The sequence below is a fragment of the Tateyamaria omphalii genome (assembly GCF_001969365.1).
GTDB lineage: Bacteria > Pseudomonadota > Alphaproteobacteria > Rhodobacterales > Rhodobacteraceae > Tateyamaria > Tateyamaria omphalii_A.
This window is the reverse complement of the sequence record NZ_CP019312.1, coordinates 2,427,345-2,452,064: the sequence shown is the minus strand read 5'-3', so window position 1 is coordinate 2,452,064 and position 24,720 is coordinate 2,427,345. Positions and strand designations below refer to the sequence as shown.

Genomic DNA, 24,720 nt, shown 5'->3' with positions numbered 1-24,720 from the left:
CGATTTTGGGGTGCTTGTTTGCAGTCAAAGTACCGGAGTCCGGCGATAAAATCTAGCCATAGGGCTAGTGGTGGTCAGTTGACCAACCGCAACTGTTGCCGTGGCGCCGCGGTGCCCGAGGCCAGCGCATCATAGGGATCGTCGGGCGACAGCATCATGTCGACGACCTGGCGCAGAAGCTGCCTGCGCCCGCGCGCGGAATAGAACCCGCCCGGGATCTGGCTGGTCTCCAGCAGGTAGCGTCGGTAATCCTTGTAGGCGCGATTGTCGGGGCGGGACGCGCCCGCAAAGAACTCGGGCAGGGGCTGATCGCTGACAAATTCAGGCTTGGAAAAGACCGCCTTGCCAAAAACCTTGAGCGGGATGCCCCGCCACAGCACCTGCTGGGCGGCGGTCGAATTGACGGTCACGGCACTGCGCGCATCGTTGAGAAGCTGTGCCAGCTTGCCGCCACGCACATACTGAACCCGGCCCTGCAGTCCCAATTCGCGGGCCAGATCGCGGATGGTCTTGCGAATGGGCGATCGGCCATCTTCAAGCGGATGTGCCTTGATCACAAGATGATGATGCGCTGGCGCGCCCTCGGCAAAGCCCCGGATCACGAGGTCCAGGAACTCGGGCATGCTGTCAAAGGGCGAATGCTCTTGAAAGCTGCTATCATGCTCCAGCTGCAAGAGCGCAAGGTGATAGGGAAACCCACCATAACGGATGCGCAGCGTGGCCTGCATCCGGTCGAGGGTCTGAAACGGCATCAAGAGCAGACGCTTGAGGTACAGCTGAAACTCGCGGGCGACGCTTAACGCGCGGTGCGGTTGAAAATTGCGATACTGCCCGTTCAGGAACATCACGAACCAATGATAGAGCGCGCCATAGAACACATGCTGGCGCATGTCGCCCCAATGGCCGGGGGGCAGGGGCGCCTCCATGTCCGACAGGGCAAGGGCCGCCTGCATGTCGGCCACCGACATCTCCATCAGACGCGAATGCCCGTTCGACCCGCCGCGCTCATAAGTGACCCAGTAGGGGCGCATATACCCCTCCTCGAACACGTGCACGGTGATGCCGCGGCGCTTGGCCTCGGCCACCGCCTGGGCGTGGATCGGGCGCACATCGCCGTACAACACGATGTCGGTGACATCTTTTTCGGCGAGCAGATCTGCAAAAGTGTAGGGCCAGTCGTCTGCCGTGCCGCGATAGGGGATGTAGCTGCGCGGATGGAACCAGAAGGCGCGGTCGCCCGCATTAAACCCAACGCGCCAGACCGTCGCACCCGCACGGCGCAGCATGGCGCCAAGGCGGTGGAAAAACGGTCCGTGCGGTCCCTGCAAAAACAGAAAGACCCGCGAGGCTGGGGCATGCAGCGTCATCTGATCCCTGATATGCGGCAAATTGTTACTCTCAGATGAACACCTCACTGGGGCGGTTTTATGGCGTATCTTGAATATTTCCGCAATGCGCGTGGCCCTTGCCCTTGTGGCGGTGCGCCGCTACGTCACAAGACAATTCGGCAAGGAGCGCGATCATGTTCACAGGCATCATCACTGATATCGGAACCATCGCCGTCCTCACGCAAGAGGGCGATCTGAGGGTGCGGATCCAGACTGGCTATGACACCGCAGGCATCGACATGGGCGCGTCCATCGCGTCGGATGGCGTCTGCCTGACCGTCGTGGATCTGGGCCCCGATTGGTACGACGTGCAGGTCAGCGCCGAAACGGTGTCCAAGACGAACCTCGCCACCTGGGCGGTGGGCAAGCGCCTGAACCTCGAACGCGCCCTGCGTGTCGGTGACGAGTTGGGCGGGCATATCGTGTCGGGCCATGTGGACGGAGTGGCCGAGGTCGTGTCGGTCGTGGACGAGGGCGACAGCACCCGTGTGCAATTGCGCGCGCCGGATGATCTGGCGCGGTTCATCGCCCCTAAAGGGTCGGTGGCACTGAACGGCACCTCGCTGACCGTGAACGAGGTGCAAGGCGCTGTGTTCGGGATCAACTTCATCCCGCACACCAAGGAGGTAACGACCTGGGGAGACGTGGCCGTGGGCGATGCCGTCAACCTCGAGATCGACACGCTCGCCCGGTATGTCGCGCGCCTGGCCGAGGTCGCGTGATCCTGCGGACAGGCCTGTCGGCCTGACGTCATTTTGGTGCGTTTTGCGGTCGTGCTCGCATCATGGGACGTGTGGTGCGTGCGGCCGAACGGCCCTCCGGGGGAAGTTCACCTGGCAAAGGGAATGTGCATTGCCATGTGCGCCGCGGCACTGGCATTGGTGCGCCTGATCCTCTATGTCGCGGACAATGCTGCCACAGGTGCCTTATGAGCTTTGAAACCCCCGGTCCGGTTGAGACCGATCTTGCCGCCGCCATTTCGCCCATCGAAGAGATCATCGAAGACGCGCGCCATGGCCGGATGTTCATTCTGGTCGATCATGAGGATCGCGAGAATGAGGGCGATCTGGTGATCCCTGCGAACTTTGCGGACACGGCCGCCGTGAACTTCATGGCCACCCATGGGCGTGGGCTGATCTGTGTCACGCTGCCTGCCGAACGGATTGACGATCTGGGTCTGCCCATGATGGCGATGCACAATTCCTCGCGGCACGAGACGGCCTTTACGGTTTCGGTTGAAGCGCGCGAGGGGGTGTCTACGGGGATTTCGGCTGCCGACCGGGCGTTGACCATTTCGACGCTGGTGAACCCGCAGGCAACCTCTGCCGATCTGGCGACACCGGGCCACGTGTTTCCGCTGCGTGCGCGCAAGGGCGGGGTGCTGGTCCGCGCTGGCCATACCGAAGCCGGGTGTGACGTCGCGCGCCTGGCGGGGCACTATCCATCCAGTGTGATCTGCGAGATCATGAACGAAGACGGGACCATGGCCCGCCTGCCGGACCTTGTGGACTATGCCGCCAAACACGGTCTGAAGATTGGCACCATCTCCGACCTCATTACCTTCCGCCGCCGCCACGACAATCTGGTGGTCGAGACCGACCGCCGCATGGTCACATCCCAGCACGGCGGGGCGTGGGATATGCGCATCTTCACCGACCAGACCTACGGGATTGAGCATGTGACGCTGTCCAAGGGCGATCTGAGCACCAAAGACCCCGTTCTGGTCCGCACCCATGCGTTGACCGAGGTCACAGATATCCTGGGCCTCAGCGACAAGCCCGTCGGCGAATTGCCCCGCGCGATGGAACTGATCGCCGCTGAAGGACGCGGCGTTGTCTGCCTGTTCCGCGAGCCGCGCAAATCGCTTTTTGCCGATGAAGAGCCCGGCCCCCGCATCGTCAAGAACACCGGGCTTGGTGCGCAGATGCTGTCCAATATGGGCCTGAGCCGCCTCATCCTGCTGACCGACAGCCCGCGCACGACCTATATGGGAATCGACGCCTACGGGCTCGAGATTGTCGGCACCCGCCCCATCCTTGGAGAGTAACATGGCCGCAATCGACCACCACGTGCTGGACCGCCCCAGCTTTGACGCGCCCACCAAGCTGTTGATCGTCGTGTCGCCCTACTACAAGCAGATCGCCGACAATCTCGTCGCGGGTGCCAAGGCAGAGATCGAGGCCGCTGGCGCCACCTGGGATCTGATCGAGATGCCCGGCGCACTGGAAATCCCTACGGCCATCGGGATCAGCGAACGCATGTCCAACTTCGATGGCTACGTGGCCCTCGGCTGCGTGATCCGGGGGGAGACCACGCATTACGAGACGGTGTGCAACGACTCGTCTCGCGCCATCCAACTGCTGGGGCTGCAGGGGCTCTGCATCGGCAACGGCATCCTCACGGTCGAGAACACGGACCAGGCCGAGGTCCGCGCCGATCCCGCCAAGCAGAACAAAGGCGGCGGGGCGGCGGCTGCGGCCTTGCACCTGATCGCGCTCAGCCGTAAGTGGGGCCGCTCCAGCAAGGGGGTCGGGTTCAAACCGGCCACCGAATACCAGCTGGCGTCCAAGACAGGATCCACAATCGCATGACCCTTTCGGGCAACCAGAAACGCAAGATGCGCTCGGCCGCGCGGCTCTATGCCGTCCAGGCCCTGTTCCAGATGGAGCAGACGGCGCAGACCGTCGACCAGATCAAGGTCGAGTTCATGGACCACCGCTTTGGCGCGTCCTACGAGGGCGACGAGATGGCGGAGGGCGATCCCGACCACTTCGCGCGGGTCATGGATGATGCGGTGAACTATCAGGCGCCGATCGACCAGATGACGGACCGCGCGCTGGTGGCGAAATGGCCGATTGCGCGGATCGACCCGACGCTGCGCGCGCTGTTCCGGGCGGCGGGGGCCGAGTTCCGGGACACGGGCACACCGCCCAAGGTGGTGATCGTGGAATATGTCGACGTGGCGCGTGCGTTCTTTCCGGACGGGAAAGAGCCGAAGTTTGTGAATGCGGTGCTGGACCACATGGCGCGTGAGGCGCGGCCCGAGGCGTTTTGATCTTGGCTGGGCGGCGGACTGACGATGTCTGCTAAGCGGGACTTTCCGGACTTATGCACTTGCGGCTTTTGCTGACGCAGAAAACCTTTGCATGTGCGGCGCCCTGATTACCGCGATGCAGCTTGTGTCACTGAAGCGGATGAAGTGGATGGCTCCTGCTCCATCCGCCGTCGCAATGCGCCATAATGCAGGTGTCAAAAACTGCTTTTGAGAGGAGCCACCCAATGCAAGTCAGAACCATAAGACTTGATCTGGCCAAGAGTGTTTTCCAGGTTCATGGAGTTTCTTTGACAGGCGACAAGGTCTTCACCAAGAAGATCAAACGCGCAAAACTGTTAGAGTTCTTTGAGGGCCTACCGCCTTGTGTGGTCGGTATGGAAGCCTGTGGTTCGGCCCATCATTGGGGCCGTGAACTTCGCAGTTTAGGGCACGATGTTCGTTTGATGCCAGCGACTTACGTCAAGCCATATGTCAAACGCGGAAAGACCGACGCAGTGGATGCAGAGACAATCTGCGAAGCGGTTGGCCGCCCGACGATGAGATTTGTTGAGATCGAGACGGAAGACCAGCAAGCTCTTTGGACCGCCCACCACACGCGCGAACTCATTGTCCGCCAGAGTAACCAGGTCTCAAACATGATACGGGGGATGCTGCGTGAGTTTGGCTATGTTCTCCCAACCGGGGCTGAGGCTGTGGTCCGCTTTTCCAAAAGCCACCTGGAAGGTGATCAACCTAAAATTCCCAAACTGGCGAACGGGGTTCTCGGCACCCCGTGCTATCAACTCCTTGGGCTCAGTGCCCGAATTGAAGGCTTTTCCAAGTTGTCCGAGAGCTATGATCGGCGAGATGCCAACGCACGCCAACTGATGCAGGTGCCTGGGATTGGCCTGATTACGGCGTCAGCCATCGTGGCGACCGTCGGCGACGCCAAACAGTTCAAAACCGGACGAGATCTGGCCGCTTGGCTGGCCTTAACCCCGCTCAACAAATCCAGTGGCGGCAAAGAGAGGCTTGGGCGGATTACCAAGAAAGGTGATCATTACCTCAGGAAACTCCTTATCGTTGGCATGACATCGCGCGCATTGATGGCAAAACTCCATCCCGAGAAAGTCGATATCTGGACCGCGAGGATGCTCACTGGAAAGCCGGTTCGACTTGCAACAGTTGCAATAGCAAACAAAACGGCGCGCGTGATCTGGGCAATGTTGACGAGACAGGCGAATTACTGGCAGCCGGTCACCTGATCGGGAAACCTGCCAGAGATGCACGACGCATGACGTGATGATGCGGAATACGTCAACCAAGAGCGAGACCACTCCGGGAATGACGTTTGCCCCCGAAGGCCGTGCAGCCGATTGGAACCTCGCTTGCGGAAATCATCAAGGCCAGTGGCCGATCACCACATGAACAGGCCGGACAGACGACTGTACTGATCAACCCCAGCAATAAACGTAAAAAATGTCTGCAATGCAGGACCCATCCAAAGAAGACACTCTACCTCATTATGACAACGGCAATCAAAACTGACCCTTCGCAGACTCTTTCTCATTTTTTTGTCGATGTGCGCACAGCATTTGTCGGATCACGGTAGCTGCTGGGGGACTGACCGGTGTGTCGTAGAAACGTGGCGTTGAAAGTCGAGCGCGTGTTGAACCCGACTGCCAGCAAAATCTGCAGCACTGTTTCGTCAGTCTTGCGCAGCAGCTTGCATGCTGCTTCGACGCGCCACCGGCTCACATAATCGCTGTAGCTGCAACCGATGCGTGTTGCGAGCAGGTGCGTCAGCCGGTGCGGTGGGCACCCCAGATGTGCGGCGAGACGCGACAGCGACAGTTGGGGGTCTTTGTAGAGGCTTTGGATCTCCATTGCATGTCGCAGCTTACGCTCCAGCCGCGCGGCCTGATTTTGCGTCATGACGGATCGCGCGTATCGCGGACGGTCATTGAGGCGTTTGGGCTTATGGAGCAGCGCAAGCCCCCCGACCGCCATGACACAAAAGAGGTCGATTGCTGCGGCATAGACAGGATCAAGGGGTGCCGACGCACCAAATACCTGGGGCAACTCAACGAGGAAGCCAGCGGCAAGTGCTATGGCTGCGAGGCTGACAACCGCACGCACAAGGCGCAGATCTGCAACGTCGATCTGATGATGTGACCGCCGAAAGACCAATACCAAACTATATAGAATGTAGCCTGAATTCACGACGATGATTAACAGGAACACCAGTCCCAGCAACACCGCCCAAAGCGCCGAAGCATCCTGTAGGAAATCGGGCGGCGCTGCCGTGGCAAAAGGCAAAGATAGCGCAAATCCGGTTGCAAACCACGGCGTGACATCGCGTGCCAGTGGGTTTGTCGATGGCGTCACGCCACCCAACATTGTTTTTGCATAAGCGTATGTGAGCGGCCCGAAGACAAGCGCAAGAGGGAGCATCACGACCACGAACCGGGCCGTCAGCGCAGGGACGAACATTGGTATCATCGCTGCGGTCATCGCGATCGCGGTGACGCCGAAGAGCATCGCCAGAATGCTGTCTGCCTCGGCCCGGGCAGAACGCTTGCCGCCCAGAATGCCCGCCAACGCTGTGCATTGCAGGATCGTCGGTGCAATCAGGGCAATTGCGCTCATGGCGGTCATCAATCGGTTGATAAGCCTATCCTGAGCGTACCGACCGAGGATTTCACAAACAAGCCTGCGGCCCAAAGCAGGTGCGGTTTCTTGCCGCCGATCTTCCGATCCACATGGATCGGACGACAGACGCGCAATCCCCAGGACACGGTCGGCCATGCCCTTAACACCCGCACTGACTGGAAACCCTATGCAGCCCACCCGTACCTTGTCTCTGATCGGCTTATGCCTGATCATGCTCGCTGGCTGTGTCTCGGCACCGCCGGAAACACCAATCGAACAACCTACGCGATGGGCACCTTGTGCCTTGGACCCGGCGACGGGCGGTCAAGAGGCGGAATGCGCCTTCGTCACCGTGCCGCTTGATCATGCCCGACCTGCTGGCGAACGGTTTCGCCTTTTTGTAAAGCGCCGCCCGGCTGAAGGTCCGACACGCGCGCAAGTCTGGCTGATCGACGGTGGACCGAGCGCCGCGGCGAGCTCTGGTATGGAGACTTTGTCGGGCGGCATCTGGCGGGACCGGCCCGGTGTTGCGCACTACGCCGTCGACCATCGCGGCACCGGCGGGTCCGAGCGGCTTGACTGTCCTGGCATTTCAGACAGCGCTGTCAGCATTCTGACGGATCCTGCGGATGTCGAGGCCTGCGGTGTCGGCCTAGCGGCGCGACTGGGCACACGTCTCAATCACGTGACGCTGACGGCGTCGGTGCAGGATCTTGGTCGTCTGATAGAGGCGTATCGCGAACCGGATGTGCCGGTCTTTGTCTATGGTGCCTCTTATGGGACGATTTTCGTACAGCGTTATCTCGAACTCTTTCCCAACCAGCCCGATGGCGTGATTATCGAAGCAATTGCCACGCACCGTTTCCTTGATGGCTATGACGCCGGCATGGAGCGTACGGGTCAGCGCGTGATGGCGCTCTGCGCTGCTGACCCCGCCTGTGGCAACCGGTTTGAGCAAGACCCCTGGGTCGTTGCGCAACAGGCGGTCGCGGGTATAGACGCAGGCCGTTGCGACGATCTTGATGCCACCTCAGCCGACGTGCGGGTGTTCCTTGGCAGCATGCTGTTTTGGGCGCCCCTGCGTGATTTGATTCCGGCGACTGTATATCGGCTCGACCGCTGTGCGCCTGCAGATGTTGCCGCATTGTCGCGGCTTGCCGCGCGGCTGTCAGCGTTGTTGGCCAACGACGCGGAGCCTGACGACGTGCTTGCAGCGCATATCTATTTGTCGGAGGCACAACCGGTACAGGAACGCGCGCCGCAGCTTCTTGCCGCTTTCCAACGCGCTACAATGTCCACAGGGCTCGAGGCCCAAATTGCGCGGATTGATACGTGGCCACGCAGCACACCGGGTTTGCCTTTGGGGCCGCCGCCCTATGACGGACCGATGTTGATGTTGCAGGGCGGCCTTGATGGGCCAACACCTGCCGAACGGGCACAGCCGGTGCGCGATGCTTACCGCGGACCCGCGCAGACATGGGCCTTTTTCCCAACGGGTGCCCACGGGATGACAGGCCTGACGCCAACGCCCGACGGACGCGATTGCGCGCGCGATATCAGGATACAGTTCCTTGACGCGCCCAATCGACCGCCAGACCTTGGCTGCATTGACCGCATCCTGCCGATTGACTGGGATGGCACACCGGAACTGAATAGATTTCTTTTTGGGACATCTGACCTGTGGGGTAACGGGTGATTGCCGCGCGTCTCATGAAGTGGACGGGCGCAGCGGCACGTCTGCAGTGCATTGCTTGCGCTTTCTGCATGGGTCCGACGCCCATGAACGCCGAAGGAAACTGGATTTTCGGGCTGTTTCTGGATGGTAGCCAAGGCCCCTATCTGGACGGGCCGGATCGTTCCGGACCATCACCATATATCGCTTATCGGACCAACCGGCTGCATATCGGTATTGATGAAATCAGGTATGATCTGATGTCGGTGGACCAACTAAACGTCTCTGCGATGCTGATGCCGCGATTTGCGCCAGCTTACCCTGATAGGGCGCTTTTTGATGGGCTGGAACGCGATGATACAATTGAAATCGGCTTAACCGCCACCTACGATTTCGGCGCATCCTATACTCGCTTATCAGTGCAAGCCGATGTGGCCGGGATACATGCGGGTTACGCGGCGCAGGTGGCATATGGTTATGAAGCTGAGTTAGGGTTTGCAGCCGTCGACGTGCGTGCAAGCGCCGAACTGCGTGACGCAAGATTGAACAACTACCTGTTCGGTGTGGCCGCAGATGAGGCGACGGACAGTCGGTCGGCGTTTGCCATGGGTGTTATGCAAGTCGCAGGCGGGGCGCGTTTTACCGGTCAGATTCCGGATTGGGATCGCAACCACTTCAAGAGATCGGATTGGTTCTTTGGCAACACCGCATATGCCGGGGACTATCCATTTGATCTTGTTGCCGTAAGCGCAGCCCGTGTTGTGCAAGACGGGCCGCGCAATGCACTCCCTGCGCTCAGTGCGCTAACCGAAAACCCCCAAGGACCTCTTTGTCGGCGGGCCACCGTGGTCTGCGCCTGTTCTTCTTGATCATGACAGCGCCATCAGTCTGTATGCGCAGGGCGCGTCAGACGGACGCCTTGATTGGGATGTCCCGTCGGGGGATTGGTACGTGTTTGCCTATTATGGCGGGCCAATTGGCGAGGTTCCGGTGTTCGACGCCCGCGATGGCAGCACGCGCGATGCGCTTGTCCTTGATCACGTGGCGCGGGCGCCAATCCAGAAGCATGTCGATCACGTCATTGGCCGCGCCGAACCCTATATCGCGGATTACTTCGGCGATACGATCCGGGCCATCAATTCGCCAAGTGTGGAACTGAAATTCGACTGACTCTGGACGGATGGGTTTCTGGAGGAATTTGAAGCGCACCGCGGTTATGACCTGACGCCCTTTCTGATGAGTACCTATGTTCCGGGGCGCGATACTTTCATCGCTCGCATACGGTTCGGGGGTGCCCCGCCGCTCTTTGATTTTGTGGATGACAGTGTAGGTAAGCGCATCCGTTACGACTACATGCATACAATCACTGGTCTATTTATCGAACTCTGGTCTATTTATCGAAAACGACCTTGGCGGCTTTGCCGAATGGGCTGGCGAACATGGGCTGAAAACGCATTCTCAAACCTTCGGAATACCGGTCGATACGATCCGTTCGGCAGAATACTTGGACCTGCCTGATACAAAGGCGTTTTATGCGGGCGGAACGCTGGATTTTCTGAAACTCATCGGTTCGGCAGCGGCGCTGCACGGGCGCAGGGTTGTAGGTGGCGAGTTCCTGACCTGGATGTCGCGCGACTACATGACGTCGCCGCACAAAATCAAAGTCCACGCCGACCGGTTCTTCGTTTCGGGGATCACGCAGCTTCACTACCACAGCATGTATTACCAAGCACCAGAGGCCGCCTATCCCGGCTTCAATGCGTGGTCACAACCCGACCTGCCGGTGTCCTTTGCCGGATCAATGACCCGCGCAAACCCGATTTTTGACTACCTTCGAGATCTGAACGCCAACGTAGCGCGCAACCAGCTGATCGCGCAAAGCGGGCGGAACATGGCCAATATCGGCGTTTTTCACAACATTTGGCGCTATCCGGGCCGCGCCTTGCGCCAGGAAGAAACGGTCAGCGGCTATCTTGGTGCAGGCGATATGCCACCACTCCTTGGGTTTCCGCCACCGTTCGAGGCACTTTCGCCGGAAGAGCAGCATATCTCTCAGCGGGTCCAGACGAGCGACGCACTCAAGTCCGCCGGATACGACTATGTGCTGGTCAACTCCGATAGCCTGATGCGCGGCGAACTGCGCGACGGCGTGCTGCATATGGGCGACATTCGGATGGAGGCGCTGGTGCTCAGCAATGAAACCCATTTGCCTGCCGATCTTGCACGTCGATTGATTGTGCTTTCAAATGACGGTTTCAAAGTCTTTTTTGTGGGCGAGACGCCCGCGCGCCACTCCGGTTTCCACGTGAGCCGCATGAATGATGCGGTGGTCAGCAATATGACCGAAGCGCTTGCGACACGAGAGTGGCGGGCGGATAGTCCCCAAACGCTGCCCGCGTTGCTGGAGGCTGCAGATGTTGCGCCGGGGCTGCGATTTCAGAGCGATCAACCGGAGATGCAGTATATTCGGCGCCAGATCGGCGATGATCGCTTCTACTTCATACGCAGCAGCGATGAAGAACCACGGAACTTCACCGGTGCGCTACCCTGCGACGCCACCTGTGCTCCGTGGCACGTCGATCTCTGGACTGGCGTCCAAACCCACCCGCCCCTGCATCATTGTGATGACGGCATGGTCGTTTTATCTGGCACACTCGAACCTTTTGGTTCCATGATGATCCGACTGGGTCCCGGCACGGAAAAACGGCATGTGGCAAACGGCGATTTGCCAGTTACGCGTATAGGGCCAACCTTGTCGTCGAAACGGCGACGCCGGGCACCTATGAATTCGTATTTGGGGATGGCGATACCACAGCGATTACTGCCGATACATTGCCCCCCGTCATTAGCCTTGAAGACTGGACGTTGCGCATCCAGACACGATCACCCGACGGGGCGACAACGCCGATTGAACTCACCGTTGAGACACTGGCCGACTGGCGCGATATCCCTGAACTGCGCCATGAGGCGGGGCGGGCGGTCTACACAACCAGCTTTGAGATGAATGAGGCGCATCTTGAAGAAAACCTGCGCCTGATCCTTGATCTGGGCCGTGTGCATGAGGTTGCTGAGGGCCGCATAAACGGGCGCGCTGCCGGGGTGCTGTTGATGCCGCCTTACCGTACCGACATCGCCGATTTCGTTGAGCCAGGCCGCAATGTGATCGAAGTCGCATTGACGCCAGTGCTCCATAATCGCCTTGTCGGCTACGGCGAAACCGGCGATCCGCGCTGGGGCCAGTTCCAGAACAGGAATGGCCTCGCGCCAACCGGCCTCATTGGACCCGCCCGCCTTCTGCCCCACTGGCGGGAGCGGATTTGAACAGATGGCCCGGATGTTCGTATGTCGCCGCTGGATGAACCGCCGTTGCGACACCTCCTAACCCACTCAGCGGCAAAGCGCCCACCCAAGCCTGATCCGCTCACCTCTGTTTTGGCAGGGCCAGATACAGCGGATATCCAGTACAGGCCATGGAAGTCCAGCATTACCATGTCTGAAAAATACACGTCGCAGGTGATGGCTATGAAACCACGCAGTATGACCACTTTTTTGAATGAAGTAGAGATTTGGGCGAAGTCACAGACAAGCGTCGAGGCGATCCTGCTGTTCGGTTCGAGAACACATGACGGGAGACAATTCGACAGATTTTCGGACTATGATTTTATTATTGTCAGCGAGGCCCCGGAGCAGCTGATATCCAATGCAGCGTGGCTGGACGACTTCGGAACGAGCTTCTTGCGTTTTCGAGAGATCACCCCCTTGGGACTGACCGAATGGCGGGTCGAATATGAAGATGGTCTTTGCTGCGATTTTGTTCCGGTGTCGCCGGCCGACTTCGCGCGCATGACGCAAAGTGACCTCGGCCAAAGCGCACTCGCGCAAGGTTTTAGGGTTTTGCATGATCCCAAAGGCATGATGACAACCCTGTTATCGACCATGACGCCGCCACCCGCTAAGCGGACTCAGATATGCGACGAAGAAATCGATGATTTTCTCTTCCACTGTCTCTGGAGCACGCGGAGGTACATGCGCGGAGAGTTATGGACCGCTTGCTGGTGTTGTGACGTCTATTTGAAATCAATGCTTCTCAGGGCCCTGGAAATGGAGGCAGAGACTCTTGGGGACGTGGTGATGATCCAAGGGCGTAGTCTTGAGAACTGGATCAGTGATCAATCGGCGACCAAATTACGTCTGACCTACGTTTGCTATCAAAGTGACAACTTCAGAGAAGCAATTGCCAATACCATTGACCTATACTTCAGCGTCGTAATGCGCATGCTTCCCCCGTCAAAGGCTAATGCGGCAACACAGAAGAGAAATGCTGTCGAGAGCGCGATAGACCGCGTCCTCAACGGTGATACATAGACGGCACCCCCATCGCGTTTGTTGATGGGGTGCAGCGAGCAGGTTTTTGGTCTAAGAATATGGCCATTGTGATGAAATGACCGTTATAATCACGTTTGCTGTGATGCGGTGCTTTAGATGCCGCCGCTAGGCAACCTAAGCTGCATCAGCGAGGACAGAAAGCGCAACGACACTTTGTCGTTGATCTGTAAACTCAACGCCTGATCCATGCCGCGACTTGCGCGAATGATCGCTTCGTACGCTGAGCGGTAGCACTAAGCGCCTCGCTCGCGCAGCATTTTCTGCGCTGCGAGCACACGCAGCGACAATAACGAATTCACAGGATGGGCTCTTAACGGACATTCGACAAACCCAAGCGAGCGCCCTACTTTCCCCCCATGGATGACCGACCCAACCCCCTCATCCGCCTGTTCCTCAACGGCACCGCCGTGGGTTTTGCCCTCTCGGCTGCCTTTGTCACCGGCATCTGGCTCCTCGACATTGCGGGCATCCACACGCGGGCCGCGCACAGCGATGACGCATTCCTTGTCCTCTTCATCCTCTGGTTCTTCCACGGCCTCCTGTTCGGCGCCGTGCAGATCAGCTATCAGGTCTGGCAAATCGGCCGCGAGGGCCAGTAGACGAGGGATACCAGAATGCGCGCCATGCAAGTCACCGCCCTTGGGCAGCCGCTCGAACTGCGCGAGGTTGACACGCCCACGCCGGGTCCAAACGAGGTGCTGGTGCGCATCCACACCTGCGGGCTCAACTTTGGTGACACGCTGATCGTCAAAGGGACCTATCAGGAAAAGCCGCAACTCCCCGCTACCATCGGAATGGAGATGTGCGGCACCATCGAAGCAACAGGCACGGACGTCGCCCACCTGAAACCGGGCCAGCGCATCGCCGCCTACGCTGGCTTCGGCGGATTGGGCGAGTACGCGGTTTTGCCTGCCAATATCTGCGTGCCGATCCCAGATGACATGACCGAAATCGACGCCGCCGCCTTCCTCGTGGCCTATGGCACCAGCCACGTGGCGCTTGACTACAAGGCGCGGATGCAGCCGGGCGAACGACTCCTCGTGCTGGGCGCCTCGGGCGGCGTGGGCCTCACGGCGGTGGAACTCGGCAAGCTGATGGGGGCAGAGGTCATCGCCTGCGCCCGCGGCGCCGACAAGTTGAAAATCGCGTCGAAAGCCGGGGCCGACCACCTGCTCGACAGTGACACCTGCGATCTCAAGACGGATGTCAAAGCCCTGGGCGGTGCCGATGTCGTGTATGACCCCGTCGGCGGCGATCTCTTCGATGCGGCCTTGCGCGCCTGCAACCCCGAGGCGCGGCTGCTGCCCCTTGGCTTTGCCTCCGGCAGCGTACCGCAGATCCCCGCAAATTACCTGCTGGTCAAGAACCTGCATGTGCTGGGTTTTTACTGGGGCGGATACATGCGGGTGAACCCGAAGGTGCTGACGGACAGTTTCGAGGTGCTGTTTGGCTGGTATGCCGAGGGCAAGTTGAAACCTCATGTCAGTCATGTGCTGCCGTTGGCCGATTCAAACGATGGGCTGGACCTGCTGCGCACGCGCAAGGCCACGGGCAAGGTTGTGATCCAGGTTGACGGCTAAACCTTAACCCAAAGGCACCGCGCCCACGCAAACCGCAGCGTTGTGGATAAGTAGAGGGATCATTGACGCATGTTGCTTGTCTAAAACACACAGTTTGATGTTTAGAATAGTCTGTTTATCCCCAAATGGTGGAAATCCGTAAGATTTGAGGGGTCAAAAATACATAGTTTAGCCCGGAATGATCGCAGTCTCGCGCCAGGCGGCCACTGTGCGCTGCGTTAACCTCTGCGCCCCCGCGTCGGGGCCCGTGCCAGGATGCGCGCCTGCCGCCGCTCGCGCAGAAACACGAACAGACCCGCGCCAAGGATCAGCAGAATGCCGATCCAGACCTCCAGCACTGGCAAATCACCAAAAACGACCCAACCCCAGAACACCGCCAGCGGCAGACCGATATATTCGAAGGGCGCAATGGTCGCCGCATCTGCCAACCGATAGGCTTGGCTCAGGCTGTAGCCAATCACGGTCGCGTTCAACCCAAGTCCAAAAAATACCCATATATCAGATCCTTGCGGCCAAACCCAAGCGCGCAAAAGAAAGATCACTGACCCGTTCGTCGCTCCGTCGGCAAAGCGCCCGTCACCCGCCACCAGATAGAAGCCCGACGACACCAGAATGAACATGGCCGAGATGTAAACCGACATCGCGCTCGCCTTGCTGCTGACCCCCAGCTTACGCGTAAGTATCTGATTCAACGCGTAAGTCAGCGCGGACAGCACTGGCAGCAACAGGACAATCCGGCCCACCTCCAGGCTCTCCGCATCAGCCCAAGGCCGCTGCATGATCACCACCCCGGCAAAGCCAACGGCTACGGCCACCAGTCGCAACGGACCAACGCGCTCACCCAAAACCGGTATAGATAACAATGTGATAAAGAGCGGAGCCGCAAAGAACAGCGCCGTCACATCCGCCAGTGGCAAGACGGCAAGGCCGACGAAAAAGGTCATGTTGGCGATCACAATCAGCAAACCGCGCAGCGCATGTTGCCAGGGCGTGTCGGTGCGTAAAATCCCTAGCCCGCCCTCGTATTGCACGATCAACAGGCTGACGATGATCGCAATGCTCGACCGGGCAAAGACGATCTGATGCAGCGGATAGTCACCCGATAACTGCTTGATCAGCATATCATTTATCGAGATACAGAATACCCCGATCAGGATGAACAAAATGCCCAGTCCGGCGATGTTCTGGCGTGTCGTCTCCATGATCCCAGCCCTATCACAGCAAAGCGGCGCATGGCTTGCGAATAGCGCATAGCGCATTTGCAGGCGCTGCGGTATCACGGTCCAAAAGCAAGGGAGACGAAGCCATGCAAATGTCCGACACCCGCCAGATTGCCGCCCCCCCGGCCGAGGTCTATGCCGCCCTTCTGAACCCGGATGTGCTCAAGGCCTGCGTGCCCGGTGCGACCGAGGTCACCGGCAATCCGGAAGACGGGTTCGAGGCCAGCGTGACGCAAAAGGTCGGCCCGGTGAAAGCGACGTTCAAGGGGCAAGTCACCCTGTCGGAAATGGCGGAAAATCAAAGCCTTGTCATCACAGGTGAAGGCAAGGGCGGTGCCGCCGGCTTTGCCAAGGGCGGTGCCCAGGTGCGCATGGCCCCGGTCGATGGCGGGACGGAACTCAGCTATGATGTTGAGGCGAAAGTGGGCGGCAAACTCGCACAGCTGGGCAGCCGGATCATTGACGGATTTGCCAAGAAAATGGCCGATCAGTTTTTTGCCAACCTTCAGGAAACCCTCGAAGGGCCCAGCCAACCCGAAGAGGCCCCGGAGGCCGATGATGCGCCTAAGAAAGGCTGGCTCGGCCGTCTGACCGGCAAGGAGTGACGCCCCGCACATCCGCCTGTGCGTCCATGCGCTGGCAGTGTGCCGTCCAACCGCATACCTCTCGTTTCCGTGAACAGGCCGGAGTTTTCATGTCAACGATCCTAAGCATCCAGAACCTGCGCAAATCCTACGCGGGTGGTTTTGAAGCACTGAAAGGTGTCAATCTGGACATCGAAGAGGGCGAGATCATCGCCCTCCTTGGTCCCAATGGTGCAGGCAAAACAACTCTGATTTCAACGGTTTGCGGCATCACCATGCCGACGTCGGGCACCGTCACTGTGGCCGGGTTCGACACGCTCAACGACTTTCGCGAAGCGCGCCGCCTGGTCGGTCTCGTGCCGCAGGAAATCGCGCTTGAGCCGTTTGAGAAGGTCATCAATACCGTCCGCTTCTCCCGCGGTCTTTTCGGCAAGGGGCGCAAGGACAGCGCGGTCGAGGACATCCTCAAACGCCTGTCGCTCTGGGACAAGCGCGACAACCAGATCCGCGAGCTGTCTGGCGGCATGAAACGCCGCGTGCTGATCGCCAAGGCGCTGGCACACGAGCCGCGCGTGCTGTTCCTGGACGAACCCACGGCGGGTGTCGACGTGGAACTGCGCAAGGACATGTGGGAAATTGTTGAACAATTGCGCGCGGATGGCGTCACCACCATCCTCACCACCCACTATATCGAAGAGGCCGAAGCCATTGCTGACCGCGTGGGCGTCATCAGCAAAGGCGAAATCCTGTTGGTCGAGGACAAGGGCACGCTCATGTCGCGCATGGGAAAAAAGCAACTCGACGTGCAACTGACCACCCGGATTGACGCCGTTCCGGACGCGCTCGCTGCCTATGACCTGACCCTTGGTGATGACGGCTGGACGCTGGTCTACAGCTATGACGTCAACGCAGAAAGAACCGGCATCACCAAGCTGCTCAACGATGTGCAAAAGGCCGGGCTGCAACTCAAGGACGTGGTGACACGGCAATCCAGCCTCGAAGACATCTTCGTCTCGTTGGTCAATCAGCCGGAGGCCGCGCAATGAACTGGTCTGCCATCCGCGCCATCTATCTCTTTGAAATGGCGCGGTTCTTCCGCACAATGGCGCAATCGCTCATCTCGCCCGTGCTGTCCACATCGCTTTACTTCGTGGTCTTCGGCGCCGCCATTGGCAGCCGCATCGACCAGGTCGAGGGGGTCAGCTACGGCGCGTTCATCGTGCCGGGGCTCATCATGCTGACGGTGATGACGCAAGCCATCTCCAACGCGTCCTTTGGTATCTACTTTCCCAAATTCATCGGCACGATCTATGAACTTCTGTCGGCGCCGGTGAACTTCCTGGAAATCGTCATGGGTTATGTGGGGGCGGCCGCAACCAAAGCACTGTTTATCGGGATTATCATCCTGGTGACGTCCTTCTTCTTCGTCGACCTCCAGATCCAGAATCCGATGGCCATGATCGCCTTCCTCGTGCTGACCTGTGTCAGCTTTGCGCTTTTCGGATTTATCCTCGGCATCTGGGCGGGCAACTTTGAACAGTTGCAGCTGGTGCCGCTCCTGATCGTGACGCCGCTTGTTTTCCTAGGTGGCTCTTTCTACTCCATCTCGATGCTGCCGCCGGTCTGGCAGACGATCTCGATGTTCAATCCTGTGGTCTATCTGATCTCGGGCTTCCGCTGGGCCTTCTTTGGTCTGGCGGACGTGCCCATCGGCACATCGCTTGCCGCTATCGCGCTCTTTACGGCGGCGTGCTTGGGGGCGGTCTGGTGGATTTTCAAGACGGGCTGGCGCATTCGGCAATAACGTAACGGCTTGAAACTCCTTTGCAGTGCGGCCTTGTTCTGTGCGGGGGCGCATTCTACATGGGCGAGGATGAAACGCTGGATCCCCTTCATGAAATCCGACCCCACCGTCGCCATCGTGCGGCTGCAAGGGGTCATCGCAGGCGGCACGCGCGGCGCGTTGAATGACCGCGCTTTGGCAAGCGCCATCGACAAGGCGTTCAGCCGCGGCAAGCCCGCCGCCGTCGCGCTCGAGGTGAACTCGCCCGGCGGCAGCCCGGTGCAATCCTCGCTGATCGGCAGCCGCATCCGGCGTCTGGCCGAAGAAAAGGACATCCCTGTGATCGCCTTTGTCGAGGACGTCGCCGCATCCGGCGGCTACTGGCTGGCGGCCGCAGCGGACGAGATCTATGCGGACCCGTCTTCGGTCATCGGGTCCATCGGCGTCATCTCTGCCAGTTTTGGCGCGCATGAGCTGATGACGCGCCAAGGGGTTGAACGCCGTGTCTATACCGCGGGCAAATCCAAGAGCATGCTCGATCCCTTCAGGCCGGAAAAGCCCGAGGATGTGGAACGGCTCAAAGGGCTTCTGGACGACATCCACACCAATTTTATTGACCACGTTCAGGCGCGACGGTCGGGCAAGCTCGACACCGAAACCGAGTTGTTTACGGGCGAGGTGTGGCTGGCAGAAAAGGCGAAGGCGCTTGGCCTGATCGACGGCATCGGCCATCTGAAACCCATGATGCAGGACCGGTTCGGCGACAAGGTGCAGTTCCGCCGTTACGGCGTGAAGAAACCGTTCTTCTCGCGCCTGGGTGCACAGCTGCTGGATGATGCGGTGACCACAATCGAAGAACGCGCCGCTTATGCGCGATTTGGACTGTAATCCATGATGTCCAAAATTGTCCTGCTGTTCCTCGCTTTCATTGCGGTGCTGGCTGTGTTTGGCAAGTTGCACTGGATCGGGGGCAAGCGTTTGGCGTCGGCCAAATGTGCCTGCGGGCGCTATAGGATTGGCAAGGGCAAGTGTTCTTGTGGACGGGGTGGCAGCTGATGGCTGCTGCAATGCCGTGGCTGCTCAGCGGTTTGGGCCTGTTGATCCTGCTGCTGGCGGGGGACTCGCTGGTCAAGGGCGCGGTGAACCTGTCCCTACGGCTGGGCGTGCCCGCCCTGATCGTCAGCCTGACGATCGTCGCCTTCGGGACATCCGCCCCCGAATTGTTGATCGCGATCCAGGCGGTTCTGGATGATGCACCCGGCATTGCCATCGGCAATGTCGTCGGGTCGAACACCGCCAACATCCTTTTGGTGCTTGGCATTCCGGCCTTGCTGGCCACCATGCACACGTCCGAATGCGAGACGAAAAAGACGTTCAATTTCATGATTGCCGCGTCGATCCTGTTCATCGCGCTGGCCTTTCGCGGCGTCTTTGACTGGATTGCGGCGATCGTCCTGCTCTTTGCGCTCAGCCTCGTGCTGGGGGACGCCGCGCGCGAGGCCAAGGGCCACCGTGCCGCAGGCCCGGATGTGGCCGAAGACGAGGAAGAGATCGAGGGCGTGGACCCCGACCTGCCCGGCTGGCGCATCGCCATCTTTTTGGTGCTGGGCCTGATCGGCCTGCCACTCGGCGCGGACCTGCTGGTCGACAACGCGACCATCATCGCCAAGATGTACGGTGTCAGCGACACGGTCATTGGCCTGACGCTTGTGGCCGTCGGCACGTCGCTGCCGGAGCTGGCGACAACCGTGATGGCGGCCCTGCGCCGTCAGGCCGATGTAGCCTTGGGCAACGTGATCGGGTCGAACATGTTCAATCTGCTGGCCATCATCGGTATCGCCAGCTTTGTCGGTCCGATCCCGGTCGACCCTTCGTTCCTGAAATTCGATCTGTGGGTCATGCTCGGGTCGTCTCTCCTGTTGCTGCCATTTGTCTACATGCGCCGTGATATCACGCGCGTATGGGGTGTGATCTTGACCGCTCTCTATCTGACCTATCTGGCAATCGTACTAATCTAATCAGAATAAACGAGGAGGGTGCGATGACGCGCGCACTTGTGACAGGGGCGGGGCACCGTTTGGGCCGGGCCATGGCGGTCTATTTGGCAGGGCGGGGCTATGACGTGGCGGTGCATTATGCCAGCTCCGATGTGGGCGCGCGCGAAACGGTCGCCCAGGTCGAGAGCGCAGGGCAGTGCGGCGTGGCATTGCAGGCGGACTTGACGAACGAGGATGACACGCAGGCCCTGTTCGGCAAGGCCACCGAGGCGCTTGGCGGTCCGGTCACCTGCCTGATCAACAACGCCTCCATCTTTGAATATGATGCGGTCGAGACAGCCACGCGCACCAGCTGGGACCGGCATATGGAAAGCAACCTGCGCGCGCCCTTTGTGCTGACGCAGGCCATGGCGGCGCAGGGGCTTGAGGCCACGCGCGACGACATGGACGAACCCGTGGCCCCCGGTCTGATTGTGAACATGGTCGACCAGCGCGTGCGCAAGCTCACCCCTGAATTCATGACCTATACGCTGGCAAAGATGGGGCTGTGGGCGCTGACCCAGACCAGCGCGCGGGCGCTGACGCCTGCGATCCGTGTCAATGCCATCGGGCCTGGCCCGACATTGCAAGGGGGACGGCAAAGTGCGGAACACTTCGCCAAGCAGCGCGCGGCAACCGTGCTGGGCCGCGGTTCAAACCCATCGGATATTGTCGGTGCTTTGGGCTATTTTCTCGACGCGCCCGGCGTGACGGGACAATTGCTCTGTGTGGACGGTGGGCAGCATCTGGCTTGGGAAACGCCCGACGTGATCGGCGTGGAATAATATGACGTAAGGTGAGTTTTGCACCGCGTTAATCTTCGTTACAATTCTGTTACTAAAACGCGTTTGTTTTCAGTGACTTGCCCGGATCGCAACAAAAAGACAAGCAAAAACAGTAGCTTGCTTAAGTGCACAAAAAATAGGCAAACTCAGGAAGCGCCCAAGAAACAACAGAAAATTCCCGACACCCAGAAGTTACCCGCACACTTATCCACAGCTTCGGTGGATGTATGATTGCTTGAACACGTGTTCAAATCAGTGCAGCCAAAACAGGTGAAATGGCACGAATCGCATGGCGAAACAGGACCCATCAGAACAGCCTCAGATTGAGCAGCCCGTGCCCGTTGGGCATGATGTCATTCAGGGATATCTGAAGACACTCGACAGCTCGCCCGGTGTTTACCGCATGCTCGATCGCGAAAGCCGCGTGCTTTACGTGGGCAAGGCCCGCAACCTGCGCGCGAGGGTATCGAACTATGCGCGTCCCTCGGGGCATTCCGGGCGCATCGCCCGCATGATCTCGATGACGGCGTCGATGATGTTCCTCACCACAAGGACCGAGACCGAGGCACTGCTGCTTGAACAGAACCTGATCAAGCAGCTCAAACCCAAGTTCAACGTCCTCCTGCGCGACGACAAATCCTTTCCCAATATTCTCGTGACCGGCGATCACGCATTTCCACAGATCAAAAAGCACCGCGGTGCAAAAAAACAAAAGGGTGCCTATTACGGGCCGTTTGCCAGCGCGGGGGCCGTGAACCGCACGCTCAATCAACTCCAGAAAGTCTTTCTACTTCGTAACTGCACCGATTCCATGTTCGACAGCCGCACAAGGCCGTGCTTGCTGTACCAGATCAAGCGGTGCTCGGGCCCGTGCGTCGGACTGATTTCCGAGGCGGATTACGCCCAATCGGTCAAGGATGCTGAACGCTTCCTGACCGGCAAGAGCACCGACATTCAGGCCAAGCTGGCCGGGCAGATGCAGCAAGCGTCAGAAGAGATGGAGTTCGAGCGGGCCGCCGCCCTGCGCGACCGTATCCGTGCCATGACGCAGGTGCAGACAGCCCAGGGCATCAACCCCCGCGGCGTGACCGAGGCCGATATCGTCGCCCTGCACATGGAACAGGGACAGGCCTGTGTGCAGGTGTTTTTCATCCGTGCCAACCAGAACTGGGGCAACCGCGACTTCTATCCCCGTGTGGGCGCCGACGTGGACGCGGCCGAGGTGCTCGAGGCGTTTTTGGGCCAGTTCTATGACACCAAGGAGCCGCCGCGGCAGTTGATCCTGTCGAACGAGATCGAGAACCCCGACCTGATGACTGAGGCGCTCAGCCAGAAGCTGGGCCGCAAGGTCGAACTGCTTGTGCCCCAGCGCGGCGAAAAGGCGGAGTTGGTGGACAGTGCCCTGCGCAATGCGCGCGAGAGCCTGGCCCGCAAGATGGCCGAGAGCGCAACACAGGCCAAGCTGCTGCGCGGTCTGGCGGAGGCGTTCGAATTGCCCGAGGCCCCCGACCGGATCGAGGTCTACGACAACTCGCACATTCAGGGCACCAACGCCGTGGGCGCCATGATCGTCGCGGGGCCCGACGGGTTCATGAAAAACAGCTACCGCAAGTTCAACATCAAGGGCGATGACCTGACCCCGGGCGACGATTTCGGCATGATGAAGGAAGTGCTGCACCGCCGGTTCAAACGGCTGCTGTCCGAAGATCCCGACCGCGAGAAAGGCATGTGGCCCGACCTGCTGCTGATCGACGGCGGGGCCGGGCAGGTGAGTGCCGTGGCCGAGATCATGCGCGAACACGGGGTTGAAGATATCCCTATGGTGGGCGTCGCCAAGGGCGTAGACCGGGATGCGGGCAAGGAAGAGTTCCACCGCACCGGCAAGCGCCCCTTTGCCCTGCGCCACAACGATCCGGTCCTCTACTTCGTGCAGCGTATGCGGGACGAGGCGCACCGCTTTGCCATCGGAACCCACCGAGCCAAGCGCGCGAAATCCAACATGAAAAACCCGCTCGACGACATTCCGGGCGTGGGCGCGTCGCGCAAGCGTGCGCTGCTGGCGCATTTCGGGTCCGCCAAGGCTGTGGCGCGCGCAAACCTGGCGGATCTCAAGGCGGTGGACGGGGTGTCCGAGGGGCTGGCGCAGAAGGTCTATGACTTTTTCCACGACCAGTAGGGGGGCGGTGTCGCGCAGCCTCTTCCGGCTGTGCATGGGACGCGCTAGAGGTACGGCATGATTTGGAATGTACCCAACGTTCTCACGACCCTGCGCCTGATCGCGGCCCCGCTGGTGGCGGTCATGTTCCTTTACTTCACGCGGCCGTATGCGGATATGCTTGCCGTGATCCTGTTTGTGGGCGCGGCCATCACCGACTGGTTCGACGGCTATCTTGCCCGCGCGTGGGGACAGCAGACCAAGATCGGCACCATGCTCGACCCCATCGCGGACAAGGCGATGGTGGTGATCGCGCTGATGGTCATCATCGGCTTTTCCAGCTGGTCGCCGTGGCTGGTGCTGCCTGCGACTATGATCTTGTTTCGAGAGATTTTTGTCTCGGGTCTGCGGGAGTTTCTGGGAGACACGGCGGGGACGCTGAAGGTCACTAACCTCGCGAAATGGAAGACAACTTTGCAAATGATCGCCATCGCGGTCCTGTTTTCGCAAGGCGTCTTCGAACATTACTTCGGCATGTCCATCTGGGGGATGGATGAGGCGACGGTGAACGCGATCCTGAATGGGGAGGCGCCCGATCATCTCGGGCTGTGGTGGAAGCTGGCCGGGGCCGACTGGTCGGGGCGTATAGGCCTTTGGTTGCTGTGGATCGCAGCGGCCCTTACCATTATCACCGGGTGGGATTACTTCCGTAAGGCCATGCCGTATCTGAAAGGGTGACAACCATGGACGTGCTTTATTTCGCCTGGGTCCGCGAACGGATCGGCATCCCGCGCGAGGCGGTCGACACGCAAGCTGCGACGGTCATGGATCTGGTGGATGAGCTGCGCGGCAAGGAAGAGCGCTATGAGGCCGCCTTTGCCGACATCTCGGCGCTGCGCGTAGCCGTCGATCAGCAATTGACCGACTTCGATGCGCCGTTGTCAGGCGTGCGAGAAGTGGCATTTTTCCCACCCATGACAGGAGGTTAGACCCATGCGGGTCGCTGTGCAGGATGCCGCTTTTGACTTTGGCGCCGAAGCGGCAGCCTTTGCCGAAGGGCGAGCCGTGTCTGGCGCTGTTGTGACGTTCACGGGCATTGTCCGGGACGTGGATGGCGGGCTGCAGGCAATGGAGATCGAGCATTATCCCGGCATGACTGAAAGTGCGCTGACCGACATCGCAAGCGAGGCCGTGACCCGCTGGTCGCTGGAGGATGCGCTGGTCATTCACCGGCATGGGCGGCTGGAGGTCGGAGAGATGATCATGATGGTCGCCACCGCCGCGCGGCACCGCAAGGACGCGTTCGAGGCGGCGGAGTTTTTGATGGATTACCTCAAGTCGCGGGCGCCTTTCTGGAAGCGAGAGATCACCACAGACGGGGCCGAATGGGTCGCGGCGCGGGACGAGGATGAGGACGCGCTGACGCGGTGGTGACCGGATGCACG

General features: G+C 59.8%; 26 protein-coding genes. 23 read left to right on the top strand and 3 right to left on the bottom strand.

Translation table 11 applies throughout. From position 1 onward, the window contains the following. Positions 1-74: 74 nt before the first annotated feature. The gene (locus BWR18_RS12165; protein WP_076628571.1) at positions 75-1,367 is read right to left on the bottom strand and encodes a capsule biosynthesis protein; all 1,293 of its coding nucleotides are present in this window, start codon (positions 1,365-1,367) and stop codon (positions 75-77) included. 155 nt (positions 1,368-1,522) lie between these two features. Here BWR18_RS12165 and BWR18_RS12160 point away from each other — a divergent pair, with 155 nt between their 5' ends. The 5 genes from BWR18_RS12160 (at position 1,523) to BWR18_RS12140 (ending at position 5,687) form a co-directional block, all read left to right on the top strand. After that, complete coding sequence (locus BWR18_RS12160; protein WP_076628570.1) at positions 1,523-2,110, top strand: riboflavin synthase; 588 nt, start codon at positions 1,523-1,525, stop codon at positions 2,108-2,110. Positions 2,111-2,316: 206 nt separating this feature from the next. Beyond that, positions 2,317-3,435, top strand: a complete 1,119-nt coding sequence (gene ribB / locus BWR18_RS12155) for a 3,4-dihydroxy-2-butanone-4-phosphate synthase (protein WP_076628568.1) — start codon at positions 2,317-2,319, stop codon at positions 3,433-3,435. Position 3,436: 1 nt separating this feature from the next. Then, on the top strand, positions 3,437-3,979 hold the full coding sequence (locus BWR18_RS12150; protein WP_076628567.1) for a 6,7-dimethyl-8-ribityllumazine synthase: 543 nt from the start codon (positions 3,437-3,439) through the stop codon (positions 3,977-3,979). Then, complete coding sequence (gene nusB / locus BWR18_RS12145) at positions 3,976-4,443, top strand: transcription antitermination factor NusB (RefSeq protein ID WP_076628565.1); 468 nt, start codon at positions 3,976-3,978, stop codon at positions 4,441-4,443. Before BWR18_RS12150 ends, nusB begins: the two co-directional genes overlap by 4 nt. 224 nt (positions 4,444-4,667) lie before the next feature. Further along, entirely contained in the window at positions 4,668-5,687 is a 1,020-nt protein-coding gene (locus BWR18_RS12140; protein WP_076628563.1) for an IS110 family transposase, read from the top strand. Positions 5,688-5,988: 301 nt separating this feature from the next. On the opposite strand, the gene BWR18_RS12135 is transcribed toward BWR18_RS12140, so the two are convergent. Then, entirely contained in the window at positions 5,989-7,023 is a 1,035-nt protein-coding gene (locus BWR18_RS12135) for a helix-turn-helix domain-containing protein (RefSeq protein ID WP_172839380.1), read from the bottom strand. A 355-nt stretch (positions 7,024-7,378) separates the two neighbouring features. On the opposite strand from BWR18_RS12135, the gene BWR18_RS12130 reads away from it, so the two are divergent. The 8 genes from BWR18_RS12130 to BWR18_RS12095 all read left to right on the top strand — a co-directional run bounded on the left by BWR18_RS12130 (position 7,379) and on the right by BWR18_RS12095 (position 14,712). Continuing rightward, positions 7,379-8,770: a serine aminopeptidase domain-containing protein gene (locus tag BWR18_RS12130; RefSeq protein WP_076628560.1), complete on the top strand. Its 1,392-nt coding sequence runs from the start codon at positions 7,379-7,381 to the stop codon at positions 8,768-8,770. Between the two features lie 83 nt (positions 8,771-8,853). Then, a complete protein-coding gene (locus tag BWR18_RS12125) occupies positions 8,854-9,615 on the top strand; it encodes a MipA/OmpV family protein (protein ID WP_172839379.1) in 762 nt (253 codons plus the stop codon). Positions 9,616-9,697: 82 nt separating this feature from the next. Next, positions 9,698-9,916, top strand: a complete 219-nt coding sequence (locus tag BWR18_RS12120; RefSeq protein WP_076628557.1) for a hypothetical protein — start codon at positions 9,698-9,700, stop codon at positions 9,914-9,916. 334 nt (positions 9,917-10,250) lie between these two features. Beyond that, positions 10,251-11,750 (top strand): glycosyl hydrolase, encoded by a 1,500-nt coding sequence (locus BWR18_RS12115; protein ID WP_076628556.1) that lies wholly within the window; start codon positions 10,251-10,253, stop codon positions 11,748-11,750. After that, positions 11,654-12,067: a glycosylhydrolase-like jelly roll fold domain-containing protein gene (locus BWR18_RS21895; protein ID WP_368073652.1), complete on the top strand. Its 414-nt coding sequence runs from the start codon at positions 11,654-11,656 to the stop codon at positions 12,065-12,067. Before BWR18_RS12115 ends, BWR18_RS21895 begins: the two co-directional genes overlap by 97 nt. A 21-nt stretch (positions 12,068-12,088) precedes the next feature. Further along, a complete protein-coding gene (locus BWR18_RS12105) occupies positions 12,089-13,111 on the top strand; it encodes an aminoglycoside 6-adenylyltransferase (protein ID WP_076628552.1) in 1,023 nt (340 codons plus the stop codon). A gap of 377 nt (positions 13,112-13,488) precedes the next feature. Next, positions 13,489-13,731, top strand: coding sequence for a hypothetical protein (locus BWR18_RS12100; protein WP_076628550.1), 243 nt, complete (start codon positions 13,489-13,491; stop codon positions 13,729-13,731). A 15-nt stretch (positions 13,732-13,746) separates the two neighbouring features. After that, positions 13,747-14,712: an NADPH:quinone oxidoreductase family protein gene (locus BWR18_RS12095; RefSeq protein WP_076628549.1), complete on the top strand. Its 966-nt coding sequence runs from the start codon at positions 13,747-13,749 to the stop codon at positions 14,710-14,712. 218 nt (positions 14,713-14,930) lie between these two features. Here the strand turns inward: BWR18_RS12095 and BWR18_RS12090 are convergent, their stop codons facing one another. Beyond that, entirely contained in the window at positions 14,931-15,914 is a 984-nt protein-coding gene (locus BWR18_RS12090; protein WP_076628547.1) for a DMT family transporter, read from the bottom strand. Between the two features lie 104 nt (positions 15,915-16,018). On the opposite strand from BWR18_RS12090, the gene BWR18_RS12085 reads away from it, so the two are divergent. From BWR18_RS12085 to BWR18_RS12040, 10 genes are all read left to right on the top strand, one after another. Beyond that, entirely contained in the window at positions 16,019-16,537 is a 519-nt protein-coding gene (locus BWR18_RS12085) for a CoxG family protein (protein WP_076628546.1), read from the top strand. An 89-nt stretch (positions 16,538-16,626) separates the two neighbouring features. Then, complete coding sequence (locus BWR18_RS12080; RefSeq protein ID WP_076628544.1) at positions 16,627-17,562, top strand: ABC transporter ATP-binding protein; 936 nt, start codon at positions 16,627-16,629, stop codon at positions 17,560-17,562. Beyond that, positions 17,559-18,320, top strand: coding sequence for an ABC transporter permease (locus BWR18_RS12075; RefSeq protein WP_076628542.1), 762 nt, complete (start codon positions 17,559-17,561; stop codon positions 18,318-18,320). Before BWR18_RS12080 ends, BWR18_RS12075 begins: the two co-directional genes overlap by 4 nt. Positions 18,321-18,389: 69 nt before the next feature. Continuing rightward, on the top strand, positions 18,390-19,187 hold the full coding sequence (locus BWR18_RS12070) for a S49 family peptidase (protein ID WP_076628540.1): 798 nt from the start codon (positions 18,390-18,392) through the stop codon (positions 19,185-19,187). A 179-nt stretch (positions 19,188-19,366) separates the two neighbouring features. After that, positions 19,367-20,317, top strand: coding sequence for a calcium/sodium antiporter (locus BWR18_RS12065; RefSeq protein ID WP_076630287.1), 951 nt, complete (start codon positions 19,367-19,369; stop codon positions 20,315-20,317). 23 nt (positions 20,318-20,340) lie between these two features. Further along, positions 20,341-21,120: an SDR family oxidoreductase gene (locus BWR18_RS12060; RefSeq protein WP_076628538.1), complete on the top strand. Its 780-nt coding sequence runs from the start codon at positions 20,341-20,343 to the stop codon at positions 21,118-21,120. A 289-nt stretch (positions 21,121-21,409) separates the two neighbouring features. Beyond that, positions 21,410-23,296 (top strand): excinuclease ABC subunit UvrC, encoded by a 1,887-nt coding sequence (gene uvrC / locus BWR18_RS12055; RefSeq protein ID WP_076628536.1) that lies wholly within the window; start codon positions 21,410-21,412, stop codon positions 23,294-23,296. A 57-nt stretch (positions 23,297-23,353) separates the two neighbouring features. Then, on the top strand, positions 23,354-24,013 hold the full coding sequence (gene pgsA / locus BWR18_RS12050) for a CDP-diacylglycerol--glycerol-3-phosphate 3-phosphatidyltransferase (RefSeq protein ID WP_076628535.1): 660 nt from the start codon (positions 23,354-23,356) through the stop codon (positions 24,011-24,013). 5 nt (positions 24,014-24,018) lie between these two features. Further along, on the top strand, positions 24,019-24,264 hold the full coding sequence (moaD, locus tag BWR18_RS12045) for a molybdopterin converting factor subunit 1 (protein WP_076628533.1): 246 nt from the start codon (positions 24,019-24,021) through the stop codon (positions 24,262-24,264). 4 nt (positions 24,265-24,268) lie between these two features. Then, positions 24,269-24,709, top strand: coding sequence for a molybdenum cofactor biosynthesis protein MoaE (locus BWR18_RS12040; RefSeq protein ID WP_076628531.1), 441 nt, complete (start codon positions 24,269-24,271; stop codon positions 24,707-24,709). Positions 24,710-24,720 lie beyond the last annotated feature (11 nt).